The organism is Myroides sp. LoEW2-1 (assembly GCF_009767705.1).
Taxonomy (GTDB): Bacteria; Bacteroidota; Bacteroidia; order Flavobacteriales; family Flavobacteriaceae; genus Flavobacterium; species Flavobacterium album_A.
The window spans coordinates 1-17,888 of the sequence record NZ_WSPP01000324.1 but is presented as its reverse complement, the minus strand read 5'-3'; the positions used below and the strand labels follow the sequence as shown (position 1 = coordinate 17,888).

Here is a 17,888-nt window from a genome sequence, read left to right as displayed (position 1 = left end):
TGGGAAAAGGACAAACACTTGATTTGTAGCAGAGAAAAAGTAGCCTAAAACATTATACTTTAAAAATTTAAAAATACTCTAGGTTTATAGGGGTCAAAACAAAACACTTAGATAGATACATAGAGGAATAAAGTACTTTTTATCACAAATGGCAAAAGTAGTATTGGTAATCTTCTTGAATATCCCAACATATTTAAAATCACCTATCACTCTTAATCCAAAAAGCACAAACAATAACAAATATAGGTAATTAACGTAACCAACTAATATGTAAGGAAACACACCAAAGAAAAGTAAAAAAAAAGCCACACAAATAGTTCCTAAAACACTTGGTTTAAATACTTTTCCACTTAACTGAGAGGGCAATACGCAATCTAAAGCTCTTTTACCTCCAAATGCCCAGTAGAAGTGAATAAAAGAGAGAAAAATAAAAATTACAAAATTTAAAAACTGAATAATTGAAAATAGAGTCATACCCTTAATTAATTTGAATGTATAAGACAAAGATAGCTTGCATTCAAAACATAAAAATTCACTTAAGTTAATCTTTCTTGAGTAATTCTCTTTCGAATTCTTGATAAAGACTGAGCAGTTATTCCTAAATAACTTGCAATGTACTTTTGAGGAACTTGCTCAAAAATCTTTGGTGTGTCAGACACAAGTTGTAAGTACCGCTGTTCTGGATTCAAAAAAAGTAAAAAATCAATGCGTTTTTTAGCTTGTAAAAAAATAGCCTCTGCCATTATTCTACCAATACGCTGAGCCTTTAAAGAAGTCTCATAATATCTTAATAACTCCTTTTTATAAATGATACTTACCTCTACATCATTTAAAGCTGTAATAATTAGATTAGAAGGTTTTCCCGTTAGTATTCCTTCATAGTTAGTAAAGACATCATTCTGCAAATAGAATGAGAAAGATACTTCTTTTCCATTTTCTTCTATATAATACATTCTCAATGCTCCTTTATTTACAAAGCCTACAAAATCACAAGTCTCTCCTAAACTAAGTATCTCATCACCTTTTTTAAACTTTCTATACTTTACTTTATCTTGCAACTCATGTAATAACTCTTGTCCTATCTCAGTACTTTTCATTTTTCTAATTTCTATTTTAGATTAACCTATCTAAAGTAGAATTTTTAAAACAATCCGATCTATATAAAATCAGAATATTAGCAAATAATACTATTTTTGTAGTTCTAATTTTTTACAATCGAATGACATCAATAAATAAGAAGACATTAGAAGACTTAGAATTTGATTCAGTATTAGAAACTGTATCCGAATTGTGCGTAACTGAATCAGGTAAACAAGCTGCTTTAGAAATTACGCCATTTCGCAGTGCACAAGAAACAATTAAATCACTAAAACAAACTTCAGAATACGTTTCTTCTTTTACTAATAATAACATAATTCCCAATCACTATTTTGACAGTATTTCATACGAATTAAAGTTCTTGGGTATTGAGGATAGTTTTTTAGAAGTTAGTAGTTTCAAAAAGATATTCTCACTAACTGACACAACGATTAACTTACTGATATTCTTAAAGAAATTCGAGGAATATTATCCATTTTTGTATGAAGAAATACAGGAAGTAATCGTTGAGAAAACAATTTTAAAGTCAATAGAAAACGTATTAGACAAATATGGAGAGATTAAAGACAATGCTTCTATTGATTTATTAAATATTCGCAAGAACATCAATATTGTCCGTGGAAAGATTAATCAAAGTTTTGGACAAGCCTTAACGCAATACAACAGCTCTGGGTATTTAGACGATATCAGAGAAACTGTCGTCGAGAATAGACGTGTACTTGCTGTAGTTGCAATGCACAGACGCAAAGTAAAAGGAAATGTATTAGGACAATCGAAAACAGGTAGTATTGTTTATATAGAGCCAGAGGCGACTATGAGATTCTCAAGAGAACTCAATAACTTAGAATATGAGGAAAGAGAAGAAATAGTTAGAATACTTAAAGCTCTAACAAACACTATACGCCCTTTTAGAGATGTATTAATTGAATACCAGCATTTCCTTACTTATATCGATGTAACGGCTGCTAAGGCTAAATATGCTAATAAAATAAATGGTTTGTTACCTGAGATAACAAAGGAAAAAACATTGTATTTCAGAGAAGCATACCACCCTATTCTATATTTGAGTAACAAATCTAAGAGAAAGACAACTTATCCCCAAACGATATCACTCGAAGAAGACAGTAGAATCATTGTGATTTCTGGACCTAATGCTGGTGGTAAAAGTATTACACTAAAGACTGTAGGTTTACTTCAACTTATGCTCCAATCAGGTTTGTTAATTCCTGTTCACGAGCGAAGTAAAACTTTTCTATTTGATCGAATATTGACAGACATTGGAGATAATCAATCTGTAGAGAACCACTTGAGTACTTACAGCTATCGATTAAAAAACATGAATTACTTTTTGAAAAAATGTAATGACAAAACACTTTTTTTAATTGATGAATTTGGTACAGGGTCAGATCCTGAACTTGGAGGTGCACTTGCGGAAGTATTCCTAGAAGAATTCTATGAACGCAATGCCTATGGAATCATCACCACGCACTATACTAATCTAAAAATATTAGCAGATGAGTTGCCAAGTGCTACCAACGCAAATATGCTCTTTGATGAAAAATCATTAGAACCTATGTACAAATTAAATGTTGGTCAAGCTGGTAGTTCATTTACATTTGAAGTTGCACAGAAGAATGGTATTCCATTTAGCTTAATAAATCGCGCTAAAAAGAAAGTCGAAAGTGACAAAGTTCGCTTCGACAAAACAATTGCAAACTTGCAGAAAGAGCGACATAAAATGGAGCGCACGTCAAATAACCTAAAAGAAGAAGAAACACGTGCAAGACAGGAGAGTAAAAGGCTTGAGGAAACTAATGCGAGAATACAAGATAAATTAGAAAGGTATCAAGAACTTTTTGACGCTAATCAACGCCTACTATATCTTGGACAAAAGTTAGATGATCTCTCTGAAAAATACTTTAATAACAAAAGTAAGAAAACACTTTTTAGCGAACTTTTAAAAGTGGTAGAAATAGAAAATTCTAAACGAAAAAAAGTAACAATTAAAGAGAAAAAAGAAAAAGAAAAAGTTCAGAAAGAAGTAATAAAAGAAGTTGAACAGAAGGTTGAAATAATTCGTCAAGAGAAGAAAGAAGAAAAAGAAAAGAAGAAACAACAAGATCAAAATAAACCGAAGTTTCCTTTAAAAATCGGAGATCGTGTTAGAATGATTGATGGTAAGGCTGTAGGAACAATTGATGTAATTGAAAAGAACAAAGCCACAGTTAATTATGGTATCTTTACTTCAAAAGTTGATTTAGAACAACTGGAAATGGTAGAACGAAAAAAATAATGATAGCTTTCCCTAAAAATAAGAAAATAATCCTTTTTGACGGTGTCTGTAATTTCTGTGACAGCACCGTCCAAAAGATTATTGCAGCTGATAAAAAAGATCAGTTTAGATTCACTTCTTTAGATTCTGAAATAGGAAAAGAAATTCTACAATACATCGGAGTTGATCGCAGTAAGATTGATAGTATTGTTTTGTACGAACCAGGCAAAGCCTACTATATTAAATCTAAAGCGGCCTTTCAGATAGCATCCTACTTAGGTTCTTACTATTCTATGATAGGAATATTTTCAATATTCCCTCAGAAATTAACAGATTCCATCTATGATTTTATAGCCCGTAATCGCTATAAATGGTTTGGTAAAAAAAGTGAATGCCCTATCCCCTCTCCAGAGATCAGAAATAAATTTTTATAATTTCTTTTAGCACACTGCTATTTAGAAATATTTAATCATAAATAATTTCCCTTAAACTTTCGCAATGCTTATATTTGCGTACTTATAAAAATTATTCGAATGCATATTTCATACAATTGGTTAAAACAATTCATCAAATTAGACATTACACCAGATGAGACTTCTGAGATATTAACAGACTTAGGTCTTGAAGTTGAAGGAATTACTCATTACGAAAGCCTTAAAGGTGGTTTAAAAGGAGTTGTTGTTGGACATGTACTATCATGTACAAAACATCCTAATGCTGATAAGTTAAATGTAACGAAAGTAGATTTAGGAGCAGGTGAGCCAGTACAAATCGTATGCGGAGCTCCCAACGTTGCAGCTGGGCAGAAAGTAGCAGTGGCGACAATTGGCACTGAGCTATTTGATGCAGAAGGAAATGCATTTCAAATTAAAAAAGGTAAAATACGAGGTGAAGAAAGCTTCGGAATGATATGTTCAGCAGTAGAATTAGGTGTTGGAACAGATGGAGATGGTATCATGGTACTTGATCAAAATTTGACACCAGGTACTCCTGCAGCTGAAGTATTTAATATTGTTACAGACGAAGTATTCGAAATCGGACTAACGCCAAACCGCTCTGATGCTATGAGTCATTGGGGAGTTGCAAGAGACCTTAGAGCTGGACTACTTCAAAATTCAAAAGAAGAAATCCAACACAAAGAGCTAATTACTCCTTCTGTTAGCAAATTCAAAGTTGAAAGACGTACATTAAAAATTGATGTAAGCGTAGAAGACTATAAAAGAGCTCCAAGATATTGTGGGGTTACTATTTCGGGAATTGAAGTTAAACAATCACCTGAATGGTTACAAAACAGGCTGAAAGCGATAGGAATAACACCTAAAAACAATATCGTAGACGTTACTAACTACGTTTTACACGATTTAGGACAACCTATGCATGCATTCGATGCTGCCAAAATAAAAGGTGGGAAAGTAATCGTTAAAACAGTTGAAGCAGGAACAAAATTCAAAACATTAGACGATATAGAAAGAACACTACACCAAGATGATTTAATGATTTGTGATGAGAATGGACCTATGTGTATGGCTGGGGTTTTTGGAGGAACAAGAACTGCTGTAAGCGAAAACACAACTTCTATCTTTTTAGAAAGTGCTTATTTTCACCCTGTAGCAATTCGTAAAGCTGCGAAAAGACACGGATTAAATACTGATTCTTCTTTCAGATTCGAAAGAGGTATAGATCCTTCTATAACAGAATATGCTTTAAAACACGCTGCTTTATTGATCCAACAGGTTGCTGGGGGAGAAATAACTTCTGATATCGTTGATTTGTACCCTAAGAGAATTGAAGATTATTCTGTATTCTTGAATTTCAATAATATCAACAGAATTTTAGGAGAAGAAATCTCTAAAGAGACAATCAAAAAAATATTAGTATCTCTTGATATAAAAGTACATAGCATGTCTGATGTAGGTCTTGGAATTACAGTACCCGCATATCGTGCAGACGTAACAAGAGAAATTGATGTAATTGAAGAAATACTAAGAGTATACGGTTTTAATAATATTACCTTTTCTTCGAAATTAAACGCAACGATTTCTAATAATTCGAGAACTGAAGATCACAAAGTTCAGAATACGATTTCAAATTTGTTAGTTAGTCAAGGGTTCTACGAAATTATGTCTAACTCTTTAACTACTCCAGATTATAGTAATTTATCAGAAAGCTTAAAATCAAGTTTTCAAGTTGATATACTCAACCCATTAAGTCACGATTTATGTGTGATGCGACAAACTTTATTGTTTGGTGGGTTAGAAGCTATCGCTTATAACATTAACAGAAAGAGAACAGATTTAAAACTTTTTGAATTTGGTAAGTCTTATCACAAAATGCTTGGAAGCTTTGAAGAACACAAGCACTTTGCATTATTTGCAACAGGTAACGGTACCAAAGCAACGTGGAACTCTACCCCTAAAGCAACAGACTTTTTCGAGTTCAAAGGTTATATCAATGGAATTTTGATGAGATTGGGCTTAAGTAAAGCTACCACTCAGCCAACAGATAATGATGTTTTCTCTGAAGGTATAGCATATTACATCGGAAAAGATTTAATTGTTGAATTTGGTATCTTGAAAAAAGCAATTTTAAAAGAACTGGATATTAAACAAGAAGTTTGTTACGCAGATTTCAATTGGGAAAATGTTTTAAAATTCATTTCTGAAAAGATTAAATTTACAGAGATTAATAAATTCCCTTCTGTTAAACGCGATTACGCTCTTTTAATAGACGAACATATTACATTTGACCAAATCTATAATATCGTAAAACAAGTTGATAAGAACACAATTAAAGATGTTACTTTATTTGACGTTTATCAAGGTGATAAGATAGAGGAAGGTAAAAAGTCTTATGCAATCTCTATTTTAATGGAAGATGCTTCAAAAACATTGACTGACAGTCAAGTTGAGAAGATAATGGGAAAAATAAAATATCAACTTGAGAATAATCTAAATGCTCAATTGAGATAAAAGTTAATACAATATAAAAGAGGCAGTATCATAGTGATACTGCCTCTTTTTTTAGCTTATCACCCTAACATTACGATACAATAAAACAGTGATTGTTTAGTCATCCGTAACTCACTAAAAAGACAAATAATTATCCTTTTATTAATGCATTAACCATTAGGGAGTTTACAACAGAAGATTGCTACATTTCAACCTAATCTTAAACAACTACAGTTTCCCACTCTACTGTAAAGTTGTTTCTGAATATCCTCTAACAATAACACCTCTCATATAATTAGCTATAATATTAGTTAAGAAAAGAAAGCTCATACCTAAACAAACCGTTAGGTTTACAACTAAAGAAAAAATGACTAACAATTTAGTTTGAAAAATATATTAGACGATCCTTCATAATCAATTTCAAAAACGATTCGTCCAAATACTATATTTCATTCATTTCCCTCCAAGAAAGCACAACTAAACTTAATTTGTTACTTCCATTAGAGTAATAGGTAATATCCAAATCTATATGTATTGATGTAGATACAATACAAAAAAAGCTCCCAAGAAATCTTGAGAGCCTTATACTATAAAATGTATTCAGGTAATTAACCTAATACTTCTTTTACTTTCTTACCTATTTCAGCAGGAGAATCTACTACGTGGATTCCACATTCTGCCATAATACGTTTTTTTGCTGCTGCTGTATCATCAGCACCTCCAACAATAGCACCAGCATGTCCCATTGTTCTACCTTTAGGAGCTGTTTCACCAGCAATAAATCCAATTACAGGCTTTTTATTACCATTCTCTTTAATCCAACGTGCAGCATCTGCTTCTAATTGACCACCGATTTCACCAATCATAATGATTGCTTCAGTTTCTGGATCAGCCATTAACAATTGAACAGCCTCTTTTGTTGTTGTTCCAATGATAGGATCTCCACCGATACCGATAGCAGTTGTAATTCCTAAACCTTGTTTCACAACTTGATCTGCAGCTTCATAAGTTAAAGTTCCTGATTTAGAAACAATACCTACAGTCCCTTTTTTAAATACGAAACCTGGCATAATACCAACTTTAGCTTCACCTGGAGTAATAACACCTGGACAGTTAGGTCCAACTAAACGACAATCTCTTGTTTTGATGTAATCATAAGCTTTGATCATATCTGCTACAGGAATACCTTCAGTTATACAAATAATAACTTTAATTCCCGCATCTGCAGCTTCCATAATAGCGTCTGCAGCGAATGCTGGCGGAACGAAAATAATAGAAGTATCTGCACCTGCATTATCTACAGCTTCTTTTACTGTATTGAATACTGGACGATCTAAATGAGTACTTCCTCCTTTACCTGGAGTAACACCACCTACAACGTTTGTTCCATATTCAATCATTTGCGAAGCGTGGAATGTACCTTCACTACCAGTAAATCCCTGAACGATTATTTTTGAATCTTTATTTACTAAAACACTCATGATCTTGTTTTTATTTATTTAAACTTACTCTCACAAAAATAAACAATTCTATCAAGCAATAAAACTTTTTATCTTAGTTAAACGTTAAGTTATATTAATATTACTAACTAATTCTCCCTTGATAACGAAAAACGATTATAACTGTTTCACTTTTTCCATTATTTCAGGAATACGTTTGACGTATGCAATCTGTTTCAACTTTTCGCGAGACTCCTCAGCTGGGTAACCAAAGTACACCTTACCTCCTTCTAAAGATTTAGATACACCTGATTGTGCTAAAACAACAGCTTTTGTACCAATTGTGATACCACTTGTTGTCCCTACTTGCCCCCATAGAGTCACTTCATCTTCTATAACTACACAGCCAGCAATACCACACTGTGCAGCAATCAAGCAACGAACACCAATTACTGTATCATGTCCTATATGAACTTGATTATCAATCTTAGCTCCTTCTTTAATAGTCGTATCTCCTGTAACACCTCTATCGATAGTACAAGCAGCACCGATACCAACGTTATCTTCAATAACAACACGACCACAAGAAACCAATGGATCAAATCCTTCTGGACGCTTTTTGTAATAAAAAGCATCTGCTCCTAAAATAGTACCAGCATGAATAACAACATTATCACCTATAACGGTACCATCGTATATAACTACATTAGGATGGATAAGACAGTTTTTTCCAATCTTTACGTTATGCCCAATAAATACGTTTGGTTGAATAACAGTTCCCTCGCCTATAACCGCATCTTCAGCCTGAACTTTTAATGCCGGTTTAAAAGGATTAAAGTATTTTGACAACTTATTAAAATCTCTAAAAGGATCATCCGAAATCAAAAGAGCTTTACCCTCAGGACATTCAACATCTTTATTGATTAGAATAATTGTTGCATTTGAATTTAATGCCTTGTCGTAATACTTTGGGTGATCTACAAAAACAATTTCTCCTTCTTGTACAACGTGAATTTCATTCATACCATACACCAGAAAATTAGAATCACCAACAAACTTACAACCTATAATATCAGCAATAGTTTGTAAATCTTGAACTTTTGCAAAACGCATAGTCTACCTTATCTGAAATTAATTATTCCTTGATACGCTCAATGTAAGCGCCATTTGTTGTATCAATTTTGATTTTATCACCTTCATTGATAAATAATGGTACATTCACATTAGCACCTGTTTCAACAGTTGCCGGTTTAGTAGCATTTGTTGCAGTATTTCCTTTTACACCAGGCTCAGTGTATGTAACTTCTAATATAACAGAAGCTGGCATATCAACAGCTATTGGCAACTCAGTTTCTGTATTAATTTGAACCATTACATTCTCTCCTTCTTTCAATAAATCTGGAGCATCTAAAATATCTCTAAGTAAAGTAATCTGCTCGTAATTTTCAACATTCATAAAGTGGAACTGATCTCCCTCTGGATATAAATATTGAAACTTATGAGTTTCTACTCTTACAGGATCGATTTTATGTCCTGCTGAAAAAGTATTTTCCAATACTTTACCATTAGTTAAACTTTTCATTTTAGTTCTAACAAATGCAGGTCCCTTCCCAGGTTTAACATGTAAGAATTCTACAATTTTATAAATATCATTGTTATACTTAATGCATAAACCATTTCTAATATCAGACGTCGTTGCCATTGCTTTTAATATATTTTAGTATTACTAATTAATAAATTCCCGAATATCCTCTCATAATTCCTCTCGATGAATTACGGATAAACATTAATATTTCATCACGTTCTGGTGTAGCTTCCATTTCAGCTTCAATTAATTCCAAAGCTTGTGTAGTATTAAAGTTCTTTTGATATAAGATTCGATAAATATCTTGAATCTCTCTAATTTTTTCAGGTTCAAAACCTCTTCTTCTCAACCCTACAGAGTTAATACCTGCATATGAAATTGGCTCACGTGCAGCCTTAATATAAGGAGGAACGTCTTTTCTCACCAAAGTACCTCCTGTAATGAAAGAATGAGAACCAATAGTACAGAATTGGTGTACAGCTACAAGACCAGCTAATACAACATAGTCACCAATTGTTACGTGTCCTGCCAAAGTACTTGAGTTAGAAAAGATACAGTTATTACCAACGATACAATCGTGTGCAATATGACTATATGCCTGAATCAAACAGTTACTTCCTATTACGGTTTTATATCTATCTTTTGTTCCTCTATTTATAGTGACACACTCTCGAATAGTTGTATTATCCCCTATTTCTACAGTAGTTATTTCACCTTCAAATTTTAAATCTTGTGGTTCAGCAGAAATTACAGCACCTGGAAAAATCTTACAGTTTTTCCCGATTCTAGCTCCTTCCATGATAGTCACATTCGAACCTATCCAAGTTCCCTCACCAATCTCAACGTTATTATGAATCGTTGTAAAAGGCTCAATAACTACATTTCGTGCTATCTTTGCGCCTGGATGAACATATGCTAAAGGCTGATTCATATTCTTCTTTTATAAGTTATTTATCTTTGATATTTGAGCCATTAATTCTGCTTCTGCTACTAACTTACCATTTGCATATGCATAACCTTGCATATGACAAATACCACGTCTGATAGGAGTGATTAATTCTAATTTAAAAATCAAAGTATCACCTGGGAATACTTTATTCTTAAATTTCACATTATCCATCTTCATGAAATAAGTTAAATAATTTTCTGGATCTGGAACAGTACTTAAAATTAATATACCTCCTGATTGTGCCATTGCTTCACAAATCAATACACCAGGCATTACAGGTGCTCCAGGGAAATGTCCTACAAAGAAAGGCTCATTCATTGTAACATTCTTAACACCCACTACGTGAGTATCAGACATTTCTAATATTTTATCTACTAACAAGAAAGGTGGTCTATGTGGTAATAGCTCCATAATTCTTGTTACGTCCATAAAAGGCTCTTTGTGTAAATCATATGTTGGAACATGATTTCTTTTCTCATTGCGAATAATCTTAGACATTTTCTTAGCAAATGCAGTATTCACAGCATGTCCTGGTTTATTTGCAATAACTTTTCCTCTAATACGAGTACCGATTAAAGCCAAATCTCCTACAACATCTAAAAGTTTATGTCGAGCAGCCTCATTTGGATAATGCAAAGTCAAATTATCCAATACCCCATTCGGTTTCACACTAATTTGATCTTTACCAAAAGCTTTCTTTAAATGCTCCATTGTCTCTGGAGAAATTTCTTTATCCACATAAACAATTGCATTATTCAAATCACCGCCTTTTATAAGACCATGAGCTAACAACGCTTCTAATTCATGTAAAAAACTAAATGTACGAGCTTCAGAAATATCTTCTTTAAAATCACTCATAGACTTTAAAGTAGCATTCTGAGTCCCCAACACCTTTGTACCAAAATCTACCATTGCAGTAATTTGGTAACTATCCGAAGGCATGACAATAATCTCACTTCCTGTAGCATCATCAACATAAGAGATAACCTCTTTTACAATATATTCATATCGCTCAGCATCTTGTTCTACTACTCCTGCTTTTTCTACAGCCTCTACAAAGTATTTTGAAGAACCGTCCATAATTGGAGGCTCTGAAGCATTCAACTCAATAATAACATTATCTAAATCACATCCAACTAATGCCGCTAATACATGCTCTGTTGTTTGAATACGAACTCCTTTTTTCTCTAAATTCGTACCACGTTGCGTGTTCACAACATAATTAGCATCTGCTTCAATAACAGGATGCCCTTCTAAATCCACTCTAACGAAAGTAAATCCGTTGTTTACAGGCGCAGGTTTAAAAGTCATTGTAACCTCTTGTCCTGTATGTAAACCAACTCCTACTAAAGTAATCTCGTTTTGGATGGTTTTTTGCTTAACCATAATTAAATCTTTTTAGTTTTGATAGGCTATAATTAAATATAAACTAATACTTCTTTTTTAAAAGTTCTACGTCCTCGGCTAATTTAGCAAGATTTTTAAAATAACTGTACGATCTTAAAAAATCTGCATGCCCCAACGCTGGAGTACCTTGAACAGCTGAATCATTTTTCAAGTTTTTAGTAACTCCTGATTGCGCTTGTATCTTAACATTATCTCCAATTGTCAAGTGCCCTACAATACCTACCTGTCCTCCAATTAGACAGTGCTTTCCGATTTTTGTAGAACCCGCAATTCCCGTTTGAGAAGCGATAACAGTATTTTCGCCAATCTCAACATTATGTGCTACTTGAATTTGATTATCTAACTTAACTCCTCGTCTAATAATGGTAGATCCTAAAGTAGCTCTATCAATTGTAGTACCTGCTCCAATTTCTACATTATCTTCTATAATCACATTACCTATTTGAGGAACCTTATTGTAAGTTCCATCTTCATTTGGAGCAAATCCAAAACCATCAGAACCTATAATAGTACCTGCATGTACAATACAATTATTTCCAATAATCGTTTCAGAGTATATTCTTACTCCTGCAAATATTATAGTATTATCTCCTATAACTACATTATCTCCTATAAATGAGTTCGGATATATCTTTACATTATTACCAATCTTAGAATTACTTCCTATATATGAAAAGCTACCAAGATACAAATCATCGCCATGAACAGCTCCTTCCGAAATAACAGCATATTGCTCAATCCCAGATTTCATTAATTTCACTTGATTATAGTATTCCAATAATTTAGAAAATGACTTGTAAGCATCATCTACTTTAATCATTGTAGTTTTCACTTCTTGATCAGGAGTAAAACTTTTATTAACGATAACCACAGATGCTTCCGTAGTATAAATATGATTTACATACTTAGGATTCGCTAAAAAAGATAACGAACCTTCTTTCCCCTCTTCAATTTTAGACAAAGTGCTAACTTGAACCGATGGGTTCCCAACAACTTCACCACCTAAAACTGATGCTATTTGTTCTGCTGATATTTTCATTAGGGCAAAAATATAAAATATAATTGAAATTTAACTTTGAAAAGTATTTTTTGGATAACAAACTAAATACTTGGTAACTGTTTTTGTCAGTGGCTTTAAATTAAGATGATCCGATACCTTCAGAACATCAACTACCTCCCCATCTTTTTTCAGAATCATAATAGGCTGCTTCTCTTTGCTATATGCTTGATTCTTTAATTTTCCTTGGAAAGCAAAGTAATTAGCAGACTCTAATTTTAAACCATACTTTTCGGCGACAACTGTTTTTAAATTAGCTATCTTACTTTGAAGTTCTTCCTTATTATTAAAAACTTCTATACGCAATAAATCTCTATTGACAATCATTTTACTTAGGGTTGACAGGATAAAGTCCTCATGAAATTGCCAACTCTTAAGTGCTCCCATAATATCTGAATCATCCAATAATGAAAAATTCTCCAAAGCCTTGTCTTCAAACTCTTCAATGTCTATCTGATTGTACAAAAAGAATGACAATGCCTCACTTGCCCAAAGTTTTTTACCCCTGCTACACAATTCCTTAGCACGTTTTAAAATGCGAACCAAAATCAATTCAGCACACACACTTGTCTTATGCAAATAGGCTTGCCAATACATCAACCTACGTGCTATTAAAAACATCTCTACAGAATAAACACCTTTCTCCTCAACAACTAGATTATCATCTACCACATTTAACATCTGAATGAGGCGTTCTGAATTAATATTACCCTCTGCCACACCGCTATAAAAACTATCCCTTTTAAGATAATCTAATCGATCCATATCCAATTGACTGGATATTAATTGCAACATAAAATTACGATGATACTCTCCTTTAAAAATTTTAATTGCCAAATCTAATTGACCATTAAATTCCTTGTTGAGTTTTTTCATGAATAGCAGAGATATCATCTCGTGATGAACCCCTTCTACTATACTATGTTCCATAGCATGTGAGAATGGTCCATGACCAATATCGTGTAATAAAATAGCTACATATAGAGCCGTTTCTTCTTCTTCAGATATTGCAACTCCTTTAAATCTCAAAACTTGGACAGCTTTTTGCATTAAATGCATACAGCCTAAGGCATGATGAAATCTCGTATGATGAGCTCCTGGAAACACCAAATAGGAAACTCCCATTTGCGAAATTCTTCTAAGTCTTTGAAAATAGGGATGCTGTACCAGATCATACAACAATGAATTAGGAATAGAGACAAACCCATAAATTGGGTCATTCAATAACTTTAATTTATTTGTAGTTGCCAACTATATATAGTTTAATAAATTCTAAAACAAATATATTAAAAAACCACATCTTTATCTCTAAAAAAATGTGGTTTAATATAGTTTTAGTAATTAATTTCGATTAATCTTCTAAATCAATTTGAAAAGTTTGCAAGAATCCTACTGTTTTTTCAATATCATAATGCAGTATTCTATCTTCTGAAACAAAAGACACTTCATCGCGATATGTTTTCACAAAAGCCTCTATAAAATCACTCGATTTCATTGGTCTTCTAAACTCCAAAGCTTGCGCTGCATTAAAGAGCTCAATAGCCAATATCCTCTCTAAATTTTCTACTACCTTAAATGCTTTAGTTGCGCCATTAGCACCCATACTCACATGATCCTCCTGTCCATTACTTGAGACGATACTATCCACACTTGAAGGAGTTGCCAATTGCTTATTCTGACTCACAATACTCGCCGCTGTATATTGCGGTATCATAAAACCAGAATTTAAACCTGGATCAGAAACTAAAAAAGCAGGTAAACCTCGAAGCCCAGATATCAACTGATAAGTTCTGCGTTCCGAAATACTTCCTAATTCAGCAATTGCTATACTCAAAAAGTCAAGAGCTAACGCCAAAGGTTGCCCATGAAAATTACCTCCCGAAACAATCAAGTCATCTTTATGAAAGATATTAGGGTTATCCGTAACAGAGTTAATCTCAGTTTTAAATACGCGATCAACATAGTCAATTGCATCCTTTGAAGCACCGTGAACTTGCGGTATACATCTAAAAGAATAAGGATCTTGTACATGCTCTTTTTCCCTACTAATCAATTCAGACCCTTCTAAAACTTCATTAAAAAACTGAGCAGTCAAAATTTGTCCTTTATGAGGACGAACGTAGTGAATCAATTCATTAAAAGGCTCTATTCGCCCGTCAAATGCCTCAAGTGACACCGCACCTATCAAATCAGCTAAATAAGAAAGCTTTTTTGACTTTAACAACGCATAACAACCATAAGCACTCATAAATTGCGTACCATTTAACAACGCCAGGCCTTCTTTTGATTTCAAGACAATTGGTTCCCAACCATACTTCTCTAAAACCTTAGAAGCAGGTTGTCTAAATCCCTCACAGTACACCTCTCCTTCACCAATCAGAGGGAGTGATAAGTGAGCCAATGGCGCCAAGTCCCCTGATGCTCCCAAAGAACCTTGTGTATACACAACAGGTAATATATCGTTATTGTAAAAATCAATCAATCGCTCTACAGTTTCCAACTGAACACCAGAATGACCGAAGCTCAAAGATTTCACTTTCAACAGCAACATGATTTTCACAATCTCCTCAGGCACTAAGTCCCCAGTCCCACAGGCATGTGATTTCATAAGATTTTCTTGTAATCTTGACAAGTTACTATTGTCTATCTTCACATTACACAAAGAACCAAACCCCGTATTTATTCCATATATAGGATCCGCTTGAGTATCCATTTTTTTATCTAAATAATCACGGCAGTTTACAATATTTGCCCTTGCTTCTTCAGACAACTGTATCTTCTGATTTTGAGTTAAAATCTCATTTAGCTTTTCAATCGTAAAAATATCCGAGCTGATATAATGTATCATTTCCATAAAATAATTGGCTAACTTATTTATTTATCTTGTAAAAACTAACTTATTTCCTTTAGATTCACTTTCACTCAAAGCATATCCATCAATATTGAATTTTTTTAATCCATCAATATCTTCCACATTGTTATCCAAAATATATCTAACCATCATTCCCCTTGCTTTTTTAGCATAAAAACTAATTGTCTTTAATTTGCCATCACGCAACTCTTTAAACTCAGGTATAACTAATTTTCCTTTTAAAACCTTAGTATCGATTGAACTAAAATACTCATTACTCGCTAAATTGACCACCAACTCATCTTGTTTCAATTCCTTATTCAAAGCAGAAGCCAGCACAGGCTTCCAGAATTCATATAAGTTTCCAAACTCGTTAATCGCCAATTTAGTTCCCATTTCTAATCGATAAGGCTCAATCTCATCGAACGGTCTTAAAATACCATAAAGTCCAGACAAAATCCTTACTTTATCTTGAAGCTGATCATATTTCTCATCTTTAAGAGAATACACATCAAGCCCAACATAAACATCTCCATTAAAAGCAAAAATAGCTTGTCTAAAATCTTGCTTGTTCTTCTCTGACTTTTGGTAATTTCTTTCCTGATTTCTTTTCCAGTTCAAATCAGCAAGTGCATTAGATATCTTCATTAAGTCCATTAAATCCATTGGAGTTTTGGATTTAAGAACTTCATTAATTGTTTTTGATTCTTTTAAAAATTGAGGTTTTGTCACAATATCAACAGGTATACTCGTCGTATAATCTAAACTTTTAGCAGGTGATATTAAAATTTTCATAGTGTCATTTTTTATTTATCCAAATATAGTAGTTATCAATTTATTTTCATAGAACTAACTATACACCACCCATCCTTTTCCAAAGTTTTCTCAATAGTTTAACACCATCTCGCTTTTCTTTCTTCACCTCTCTGACTGATAATTGTCCATCATCATCAACATAAAAATCATAACTAAAAGCAAATTGAATATCTTCTTCATCATTTTTCAAAAGACCAAATCTCAAATCATTAAAAAATATTTTATCATTATCTTCCGTAAAAGTATACTGTCCCTCAGACACCTTTATAAGCCTTTTTAATAAAACATGATTTTCTAAATGTTCTTGATACTCGTGATTCTTAGGGAATGTCTGAAACTTTATTTCTGAAGTATCAAAAAAAGAATACTCCCCTATTAAAAAACTATCCTTTGTTTCGACAATTCCATTCCACAACACAACATTCATCGCAGTAGGCTTTACAGAAAGAGCACTATAACTAACATTTACTCTATCAAGAGCATCAGTAAACTTATAAAAAGCCAATGCCTTCAAAAGTAAAGTCAAAGCTAAATATGAAGAACTAACAATCAATCCTAAATTATTAAACCTCATTCGCTTTCTTAAATTATTCTTCTCGCGCATGGACCTAATTAAAAAGTAAATGAAGGGCAAGGTATAAAGAGGATCTATTACAAAAATAGATTTAAAGGCAAACATATAATCAAAAGGCCACAATACACGTGTTCCCCATGAGGTAAATACATCTAAAATAGAATGCGTAAACAAGCCCCAGAAAAACAACCAATATCCTTCTTCGTAAGTTAGCCCATTTTTTTTCTCAATCTTATACACTACAAACCCTAGAAGAAAAGAAGCGAAAATTGCAAATAATATAGAATGACTCACGCCTCTGTGGATTTCCAAGGCGGTCAAAGGATCAGTCATCCAACCAACAACAACATCTAAATCCGGTATAGTTCCAGCGATAGCACCATACAGAACAGCTCTATTCTTTAGTTTCTTTCCCGCTACAGCATTTCCTATAGCCCCTCCTAAAACAATCTGAGTCAATGAATCCATACTACTCTATTTATTATCAATGGTAATTATACAAAAAAAACTGCCATATAGCAGTTTTCTTTTTTGTTCTATAAGTATTATGAATACTATAATTCTTTAAAAATAGTATGCATTAAACGTTTTTTATCATTGATACTTTCTTCTAAAGAAATCATTGATTCAGTTCTGTAAACTCCTTCAATGTCATCAATCATATAAATAACTTCTTTTGCATGACGTGTATTCTTAGCTCTAATTTTGCAGAACACATTAAATTTACCTGTTGTAACGTGAGCCACTGTAACAAATGGTATTTCATTAATTCTCTCTAAAACGAATTTAGTTTGAGAAGTATTATGAAGAAATATTCCAATGTAAGCAATGAAAGCATAACCTAATTTCTCATAATCTAATGTTAATGAAGAACCTTGGATAATACCTGCAT

General features: G+C 33.1%; 16 protein-coding genes. 3 read left to right on the top strand and 13 right to left on the bottom strand.

The genetic code is table 11. The features are described from left to right. Window positions 1-93 precede the first annotated feature (93 nt). Complete coding sequence (locus GOQ24_RS15375; protein ID WP_160340083.1) at window positions 94-474, bottom strand: DUF3995 domain-containing protein; 381 nt, start codon at window positions 472-474, stop codon at window positions 94-96. 62 nt (window positions 475-536) lie between these two features. Next, window positions 537-1,097: a Crp/Fnr family transcriptional regulator gene (locus GOQ24_RS15370; protein WP_155091843.1), complete on the bottom strand. Its 561-nt coding sequence runs from the start codon at window positions 1,095-1,097 to the stop codon at window positions 537-539. Window positions 1,098-1,219: 122 nt separating this feature from the next. On the opposite strand from GOQ24_RS15370, the gene GOQ24_RS15365 reads away from it, so the two are divergent. From GOQ24_RS15365 to pheT, 3 genes are all read left to right on the top strand, one after another. Next, window positions 1,220-3,391, top strand: a complete 2,172-nt coding sequence (locus GOQ24_RS15365; RefSeq protein WP_155091844.1) for an endonuclease MutS2 — start codon at window positions 1,220-1,222, stop codon at window positions 3,389-3,391. Continuing rightward, the gene (locus tag GOQ24_RS15360; RefSeq protein ID WP_155091845.1) at window positions 3,391-3,804 is read left to right on the top strand and encodes a thiol-disulfide oxidoreductase DCC family protein; all 414 of its coding nucleotides are present in this window, start codon (window positions 3,391-3,393) and stop codon (window positions 3,802-3,804) included. The genes GOQ24_RS15365 and GOQ24_RS15360 overlap by 1 nt, the downstream gene beginning before the upstream one ends. Window positions 3,805-3,903: 99 nt before the next feature. After that, the gene (gene pheT, locus GOQ24_RS15355) at window positions 3,904-6,339 is read left to right on the top strand and encodes a phenylalanine--tRNA ligase subunit beta (protein ID WP_155091846.1); all 2,436 of its coding nucleotides are present in this window, start codon (window positions 3,904-3,906) and stop codon (window positions 6,337-6,339) included. Between the two features lie 587 nt (window positions 6,340-6,926). Here the strand turns inward: pheT and sucD are convergent. The 11 genes from sucD to GOQ24_RS15300 form a co-directional block, all read right to left on the bottom strand. Next, window positions 6,927-7,799, bottom strand: coding sequence for a succinate--CoA ligase subunit alpha (gene sucD, locus GOQ24_RS15350; protein WP_155091847.1), 873 nt, complete (start codon window positions 7,797-7,799; stop codon window positions 6,927-6,929). A 135-nt stretch (window positions 7,800-7,934) separates the two neighbouring features. Beyond that, window positions 7,935-8,870 carry a UDP-3-O-(3-hydroxymyristoyl)glucosamine N-acyltransferase gene (locus tag GOQ24_RS15345; RefSeq protein WP_155091848.1) on the bottom strand — a complete coding sequence of 312 codons (936 nt, stop codon included), beginning with the start codon at window positions 8,868-8,870 and terminating at the stop codon, window positions 7,935-7,937. Between the two features lie 22 nt (window positions 8,871-8,892). Next, window positions 8,893-9,459, bottom strand: a complete 567-nt coding sequence (efp, locus tag GOQ24_RS15340) for an elongation factor P (protein WP_155091849.1) — start codon at window positions 9,457-9,459, stop codon at window positions 8,893-8,895. 28 nt (window positions 9,460-9,487) lie between these two features. After that, window positions 9,488-10,273: an acyl-ACP--UDP-N-acetylglucosamine O-acyltransferase gene (gene lpxA, locus GOQ24_RS15335; RefSeq protein ID WP_155091850.1), complete on the bottom strand. Its 786-nt coding sequence runs from the start codon at window positions 10,271-10,273 to the stop codon at window positions 9,488-9,490. Window positions 10,274-10,282: 9 nt separating this feature from the next. Then, window positions 10,283-11,677, bottom strand: a complete 1,395-nt coding sequence (locus GOQ24_RS15330; protein WP_155091851.1) for a bifunctional UDP-3-O-[3-hydroxymyristoyl] N-acetylglucosamine deacetylase/3-hydroxyacyl-ACP dehydratase — start codon at window positions 11,675-11,677, stop codon at window positions 10,283-10,285. Window positions 11,678-11,720: 43 nt separating this feature from the next. Beyond that, a complete protein-coding gene (lpxD, locus tag GOQ24_RS15325) occupies window positions 11,721-12,737 on the bottom strand; it encodes a UDP-3-O-(3-hydroxymyristoyl)glucosamine N-acyltransferase (RefSeq protein WP_155091852.1) in 1,017 nt (338 codons plus the stop codon). A 30-nt stretch (window positions 12,738-12,767) separates the two neighbouring features. Further along, window positions 12,768-14,006: an HD domain-containing protein gene (locus tag GOQ24_RS15320; RefSeq protein ID WP_155091853.1), complete on the bottom strand. Its 1,239-nt coding sequence runs from the start codon at window positions 14,004-14,006 to the stop codon at window positions 12,768-12,770. Window positions 14,007-14,106: 100 nt separating this feature from the next. Next, window positions 14,107-15,609 carry a histidine ammonia-lyase gene (gene hutH / locus GOQ24_RS15315; protein WP_155091854.1) on the bottom strand — a complete coding sequence of 501 codons (1,503 nt, stop codon included), beginning with the start codon at window positions 15,607-15,609 and terminating at the stop codon, window positions 14,107-14,109. A gap of 24 nt (window positions 15,610-15,633) precedes the next feature. Continuing rightward, window positions 15,634-16,401, bottom strand: a complete 768-nt coding sequence (gene yaaA, locus GOQ24_RS15310) for a peroxide stress protein YaaA (RefSeq protein ID WP_160340082.1) — start codon at window positions 16,399-16,401, stop codon at window positions 15,634-15,636. Window positions 16,402-16,459: 58 nt separating this feature from the next. Further along, on the bottom strand, window positions 16,460-17,464 hold the full coding sequence (locus tag GOQ24_RS15305) for a metal-dependent hydrolase (RefSeq protein WP_155091856.1): 1,005 nt from the start codon (window positions 17,462-17,464) through the stop codon (window positions 16,460-16,462). Between the two features lie 86 nt (window positions 17,465-17,550). Continuing rightward, window positions 17,551-17,888, bottom strand: a 338-nt coding sequence (locus GOQ24_RS15300) for an Lrp/AsnC family transcriptional regulator (RefSeq protein ID WP_160340081.1), incomplete at its 5' end; no start/stop codon positions are given.

What these genes read in the sequence shown, in the direction of transcription:
- GOQ24_RS15375 (WP_160340083.1), bottom strand. Translation starts at nt 474, where the DNA reads ATGACTCTATTTTCAATTATTCAGTTTTTAAATTTTGTAATTTTTATT.
- GOQ24_RS15370 (WP_155091843.1), bottom strand. Translation starts at nt 1,097, where the DNA reads ATGAAAAGTACTGAGATAGGACAAGAGTTATTACATGAGTTGCAAGAT.
- GOQ24_RS15365 (WP_155091844.1), top strand. Translation starts at nt 1,220, where the DNA reads ATGACATCAATAAATAAGAAGACATTAGAAGACTTAGAATTTGATTCA.
- GOQ24_RS15360 (WP_155091845.1), top strand. Translation starts at nt 3,391, where the DNA reads ATGATAGCTTTCCCTAAAAATAAGAAAATAATCCTTTTTGACGGTGTC.
- pheT (WP_155091846.1), top strand. Translation starts at nt 3,904, where the DNA reads ATGCATATTTCATACAATTGGTTAAAACAATTCATCAAATTAGACATT.
- sucD (WP_155091847.1), bottom strand. Translation starts at nt 7,799, where the DNA reads ATGAGTGTTTTAGTAAATAAAGATTCAAAAATAATCGTTCAGGGATTT.
- GOQ24_RS15345 (WP_155091848.1), bottom strand. Translation starts at nt 8,870, where the DNA reads ATGCGTTTTGCAAAAGTTCAAGATTTACAAACTATTGCTGATATTATA.
- efp (WP_155091849.1), bottom strand. Translation starts at nt 9,459, where the DNA reads ATGGCAACGACGTCTGATATTAGAAATGGTTTATGCATTAAGTATAAC.
- lpxA (WP_155091850.1), bottom strand. Translation starts at nt 10,273, where the DNA reads ATGAATCAGCCTTTAGCATATGTTCATCCAGGCGCAAAGATAGCACGA.
- GOQ24_RS15330 (WP_155091851.1), bottom strand. Translation starts at nt 11,677, where the DNA reads ATGGTTAAGCAAAAAACCATCCAAAACGAGATTACTTTAGTAGGAGTT.
- lpxD (WP_155091852.1), bottom strand. Translation starts at nt 12,737, where the DNA reads ATGAAAATATCAGCAGAACAAATAGCATCAGTTTTAGGTGGTGAAGTT.
- hutH (WP_155091854.1), bottom strand. Translation starts at nt 15,609, where the DNA reads ATGGAAATGATACATTATATCAGCTCGGATATTTTTACGATTGAAAAG.
- yaaA (WP_160340082.1), bottom strand. Translation starts at nt 16,401, where the DNA reads ATGAAAATTTTAATATCACCTGCTAAAAGTTTAGATTATACGACGAGT.
- GOQ24_RS15305 (WP_155091856.1), bottom strand. Translation starts at nt 17,464, where the DNA reads ATGGATTCATTGACTCAGATTGTTTTAGGAGGGGCTATAGGAAATGCT.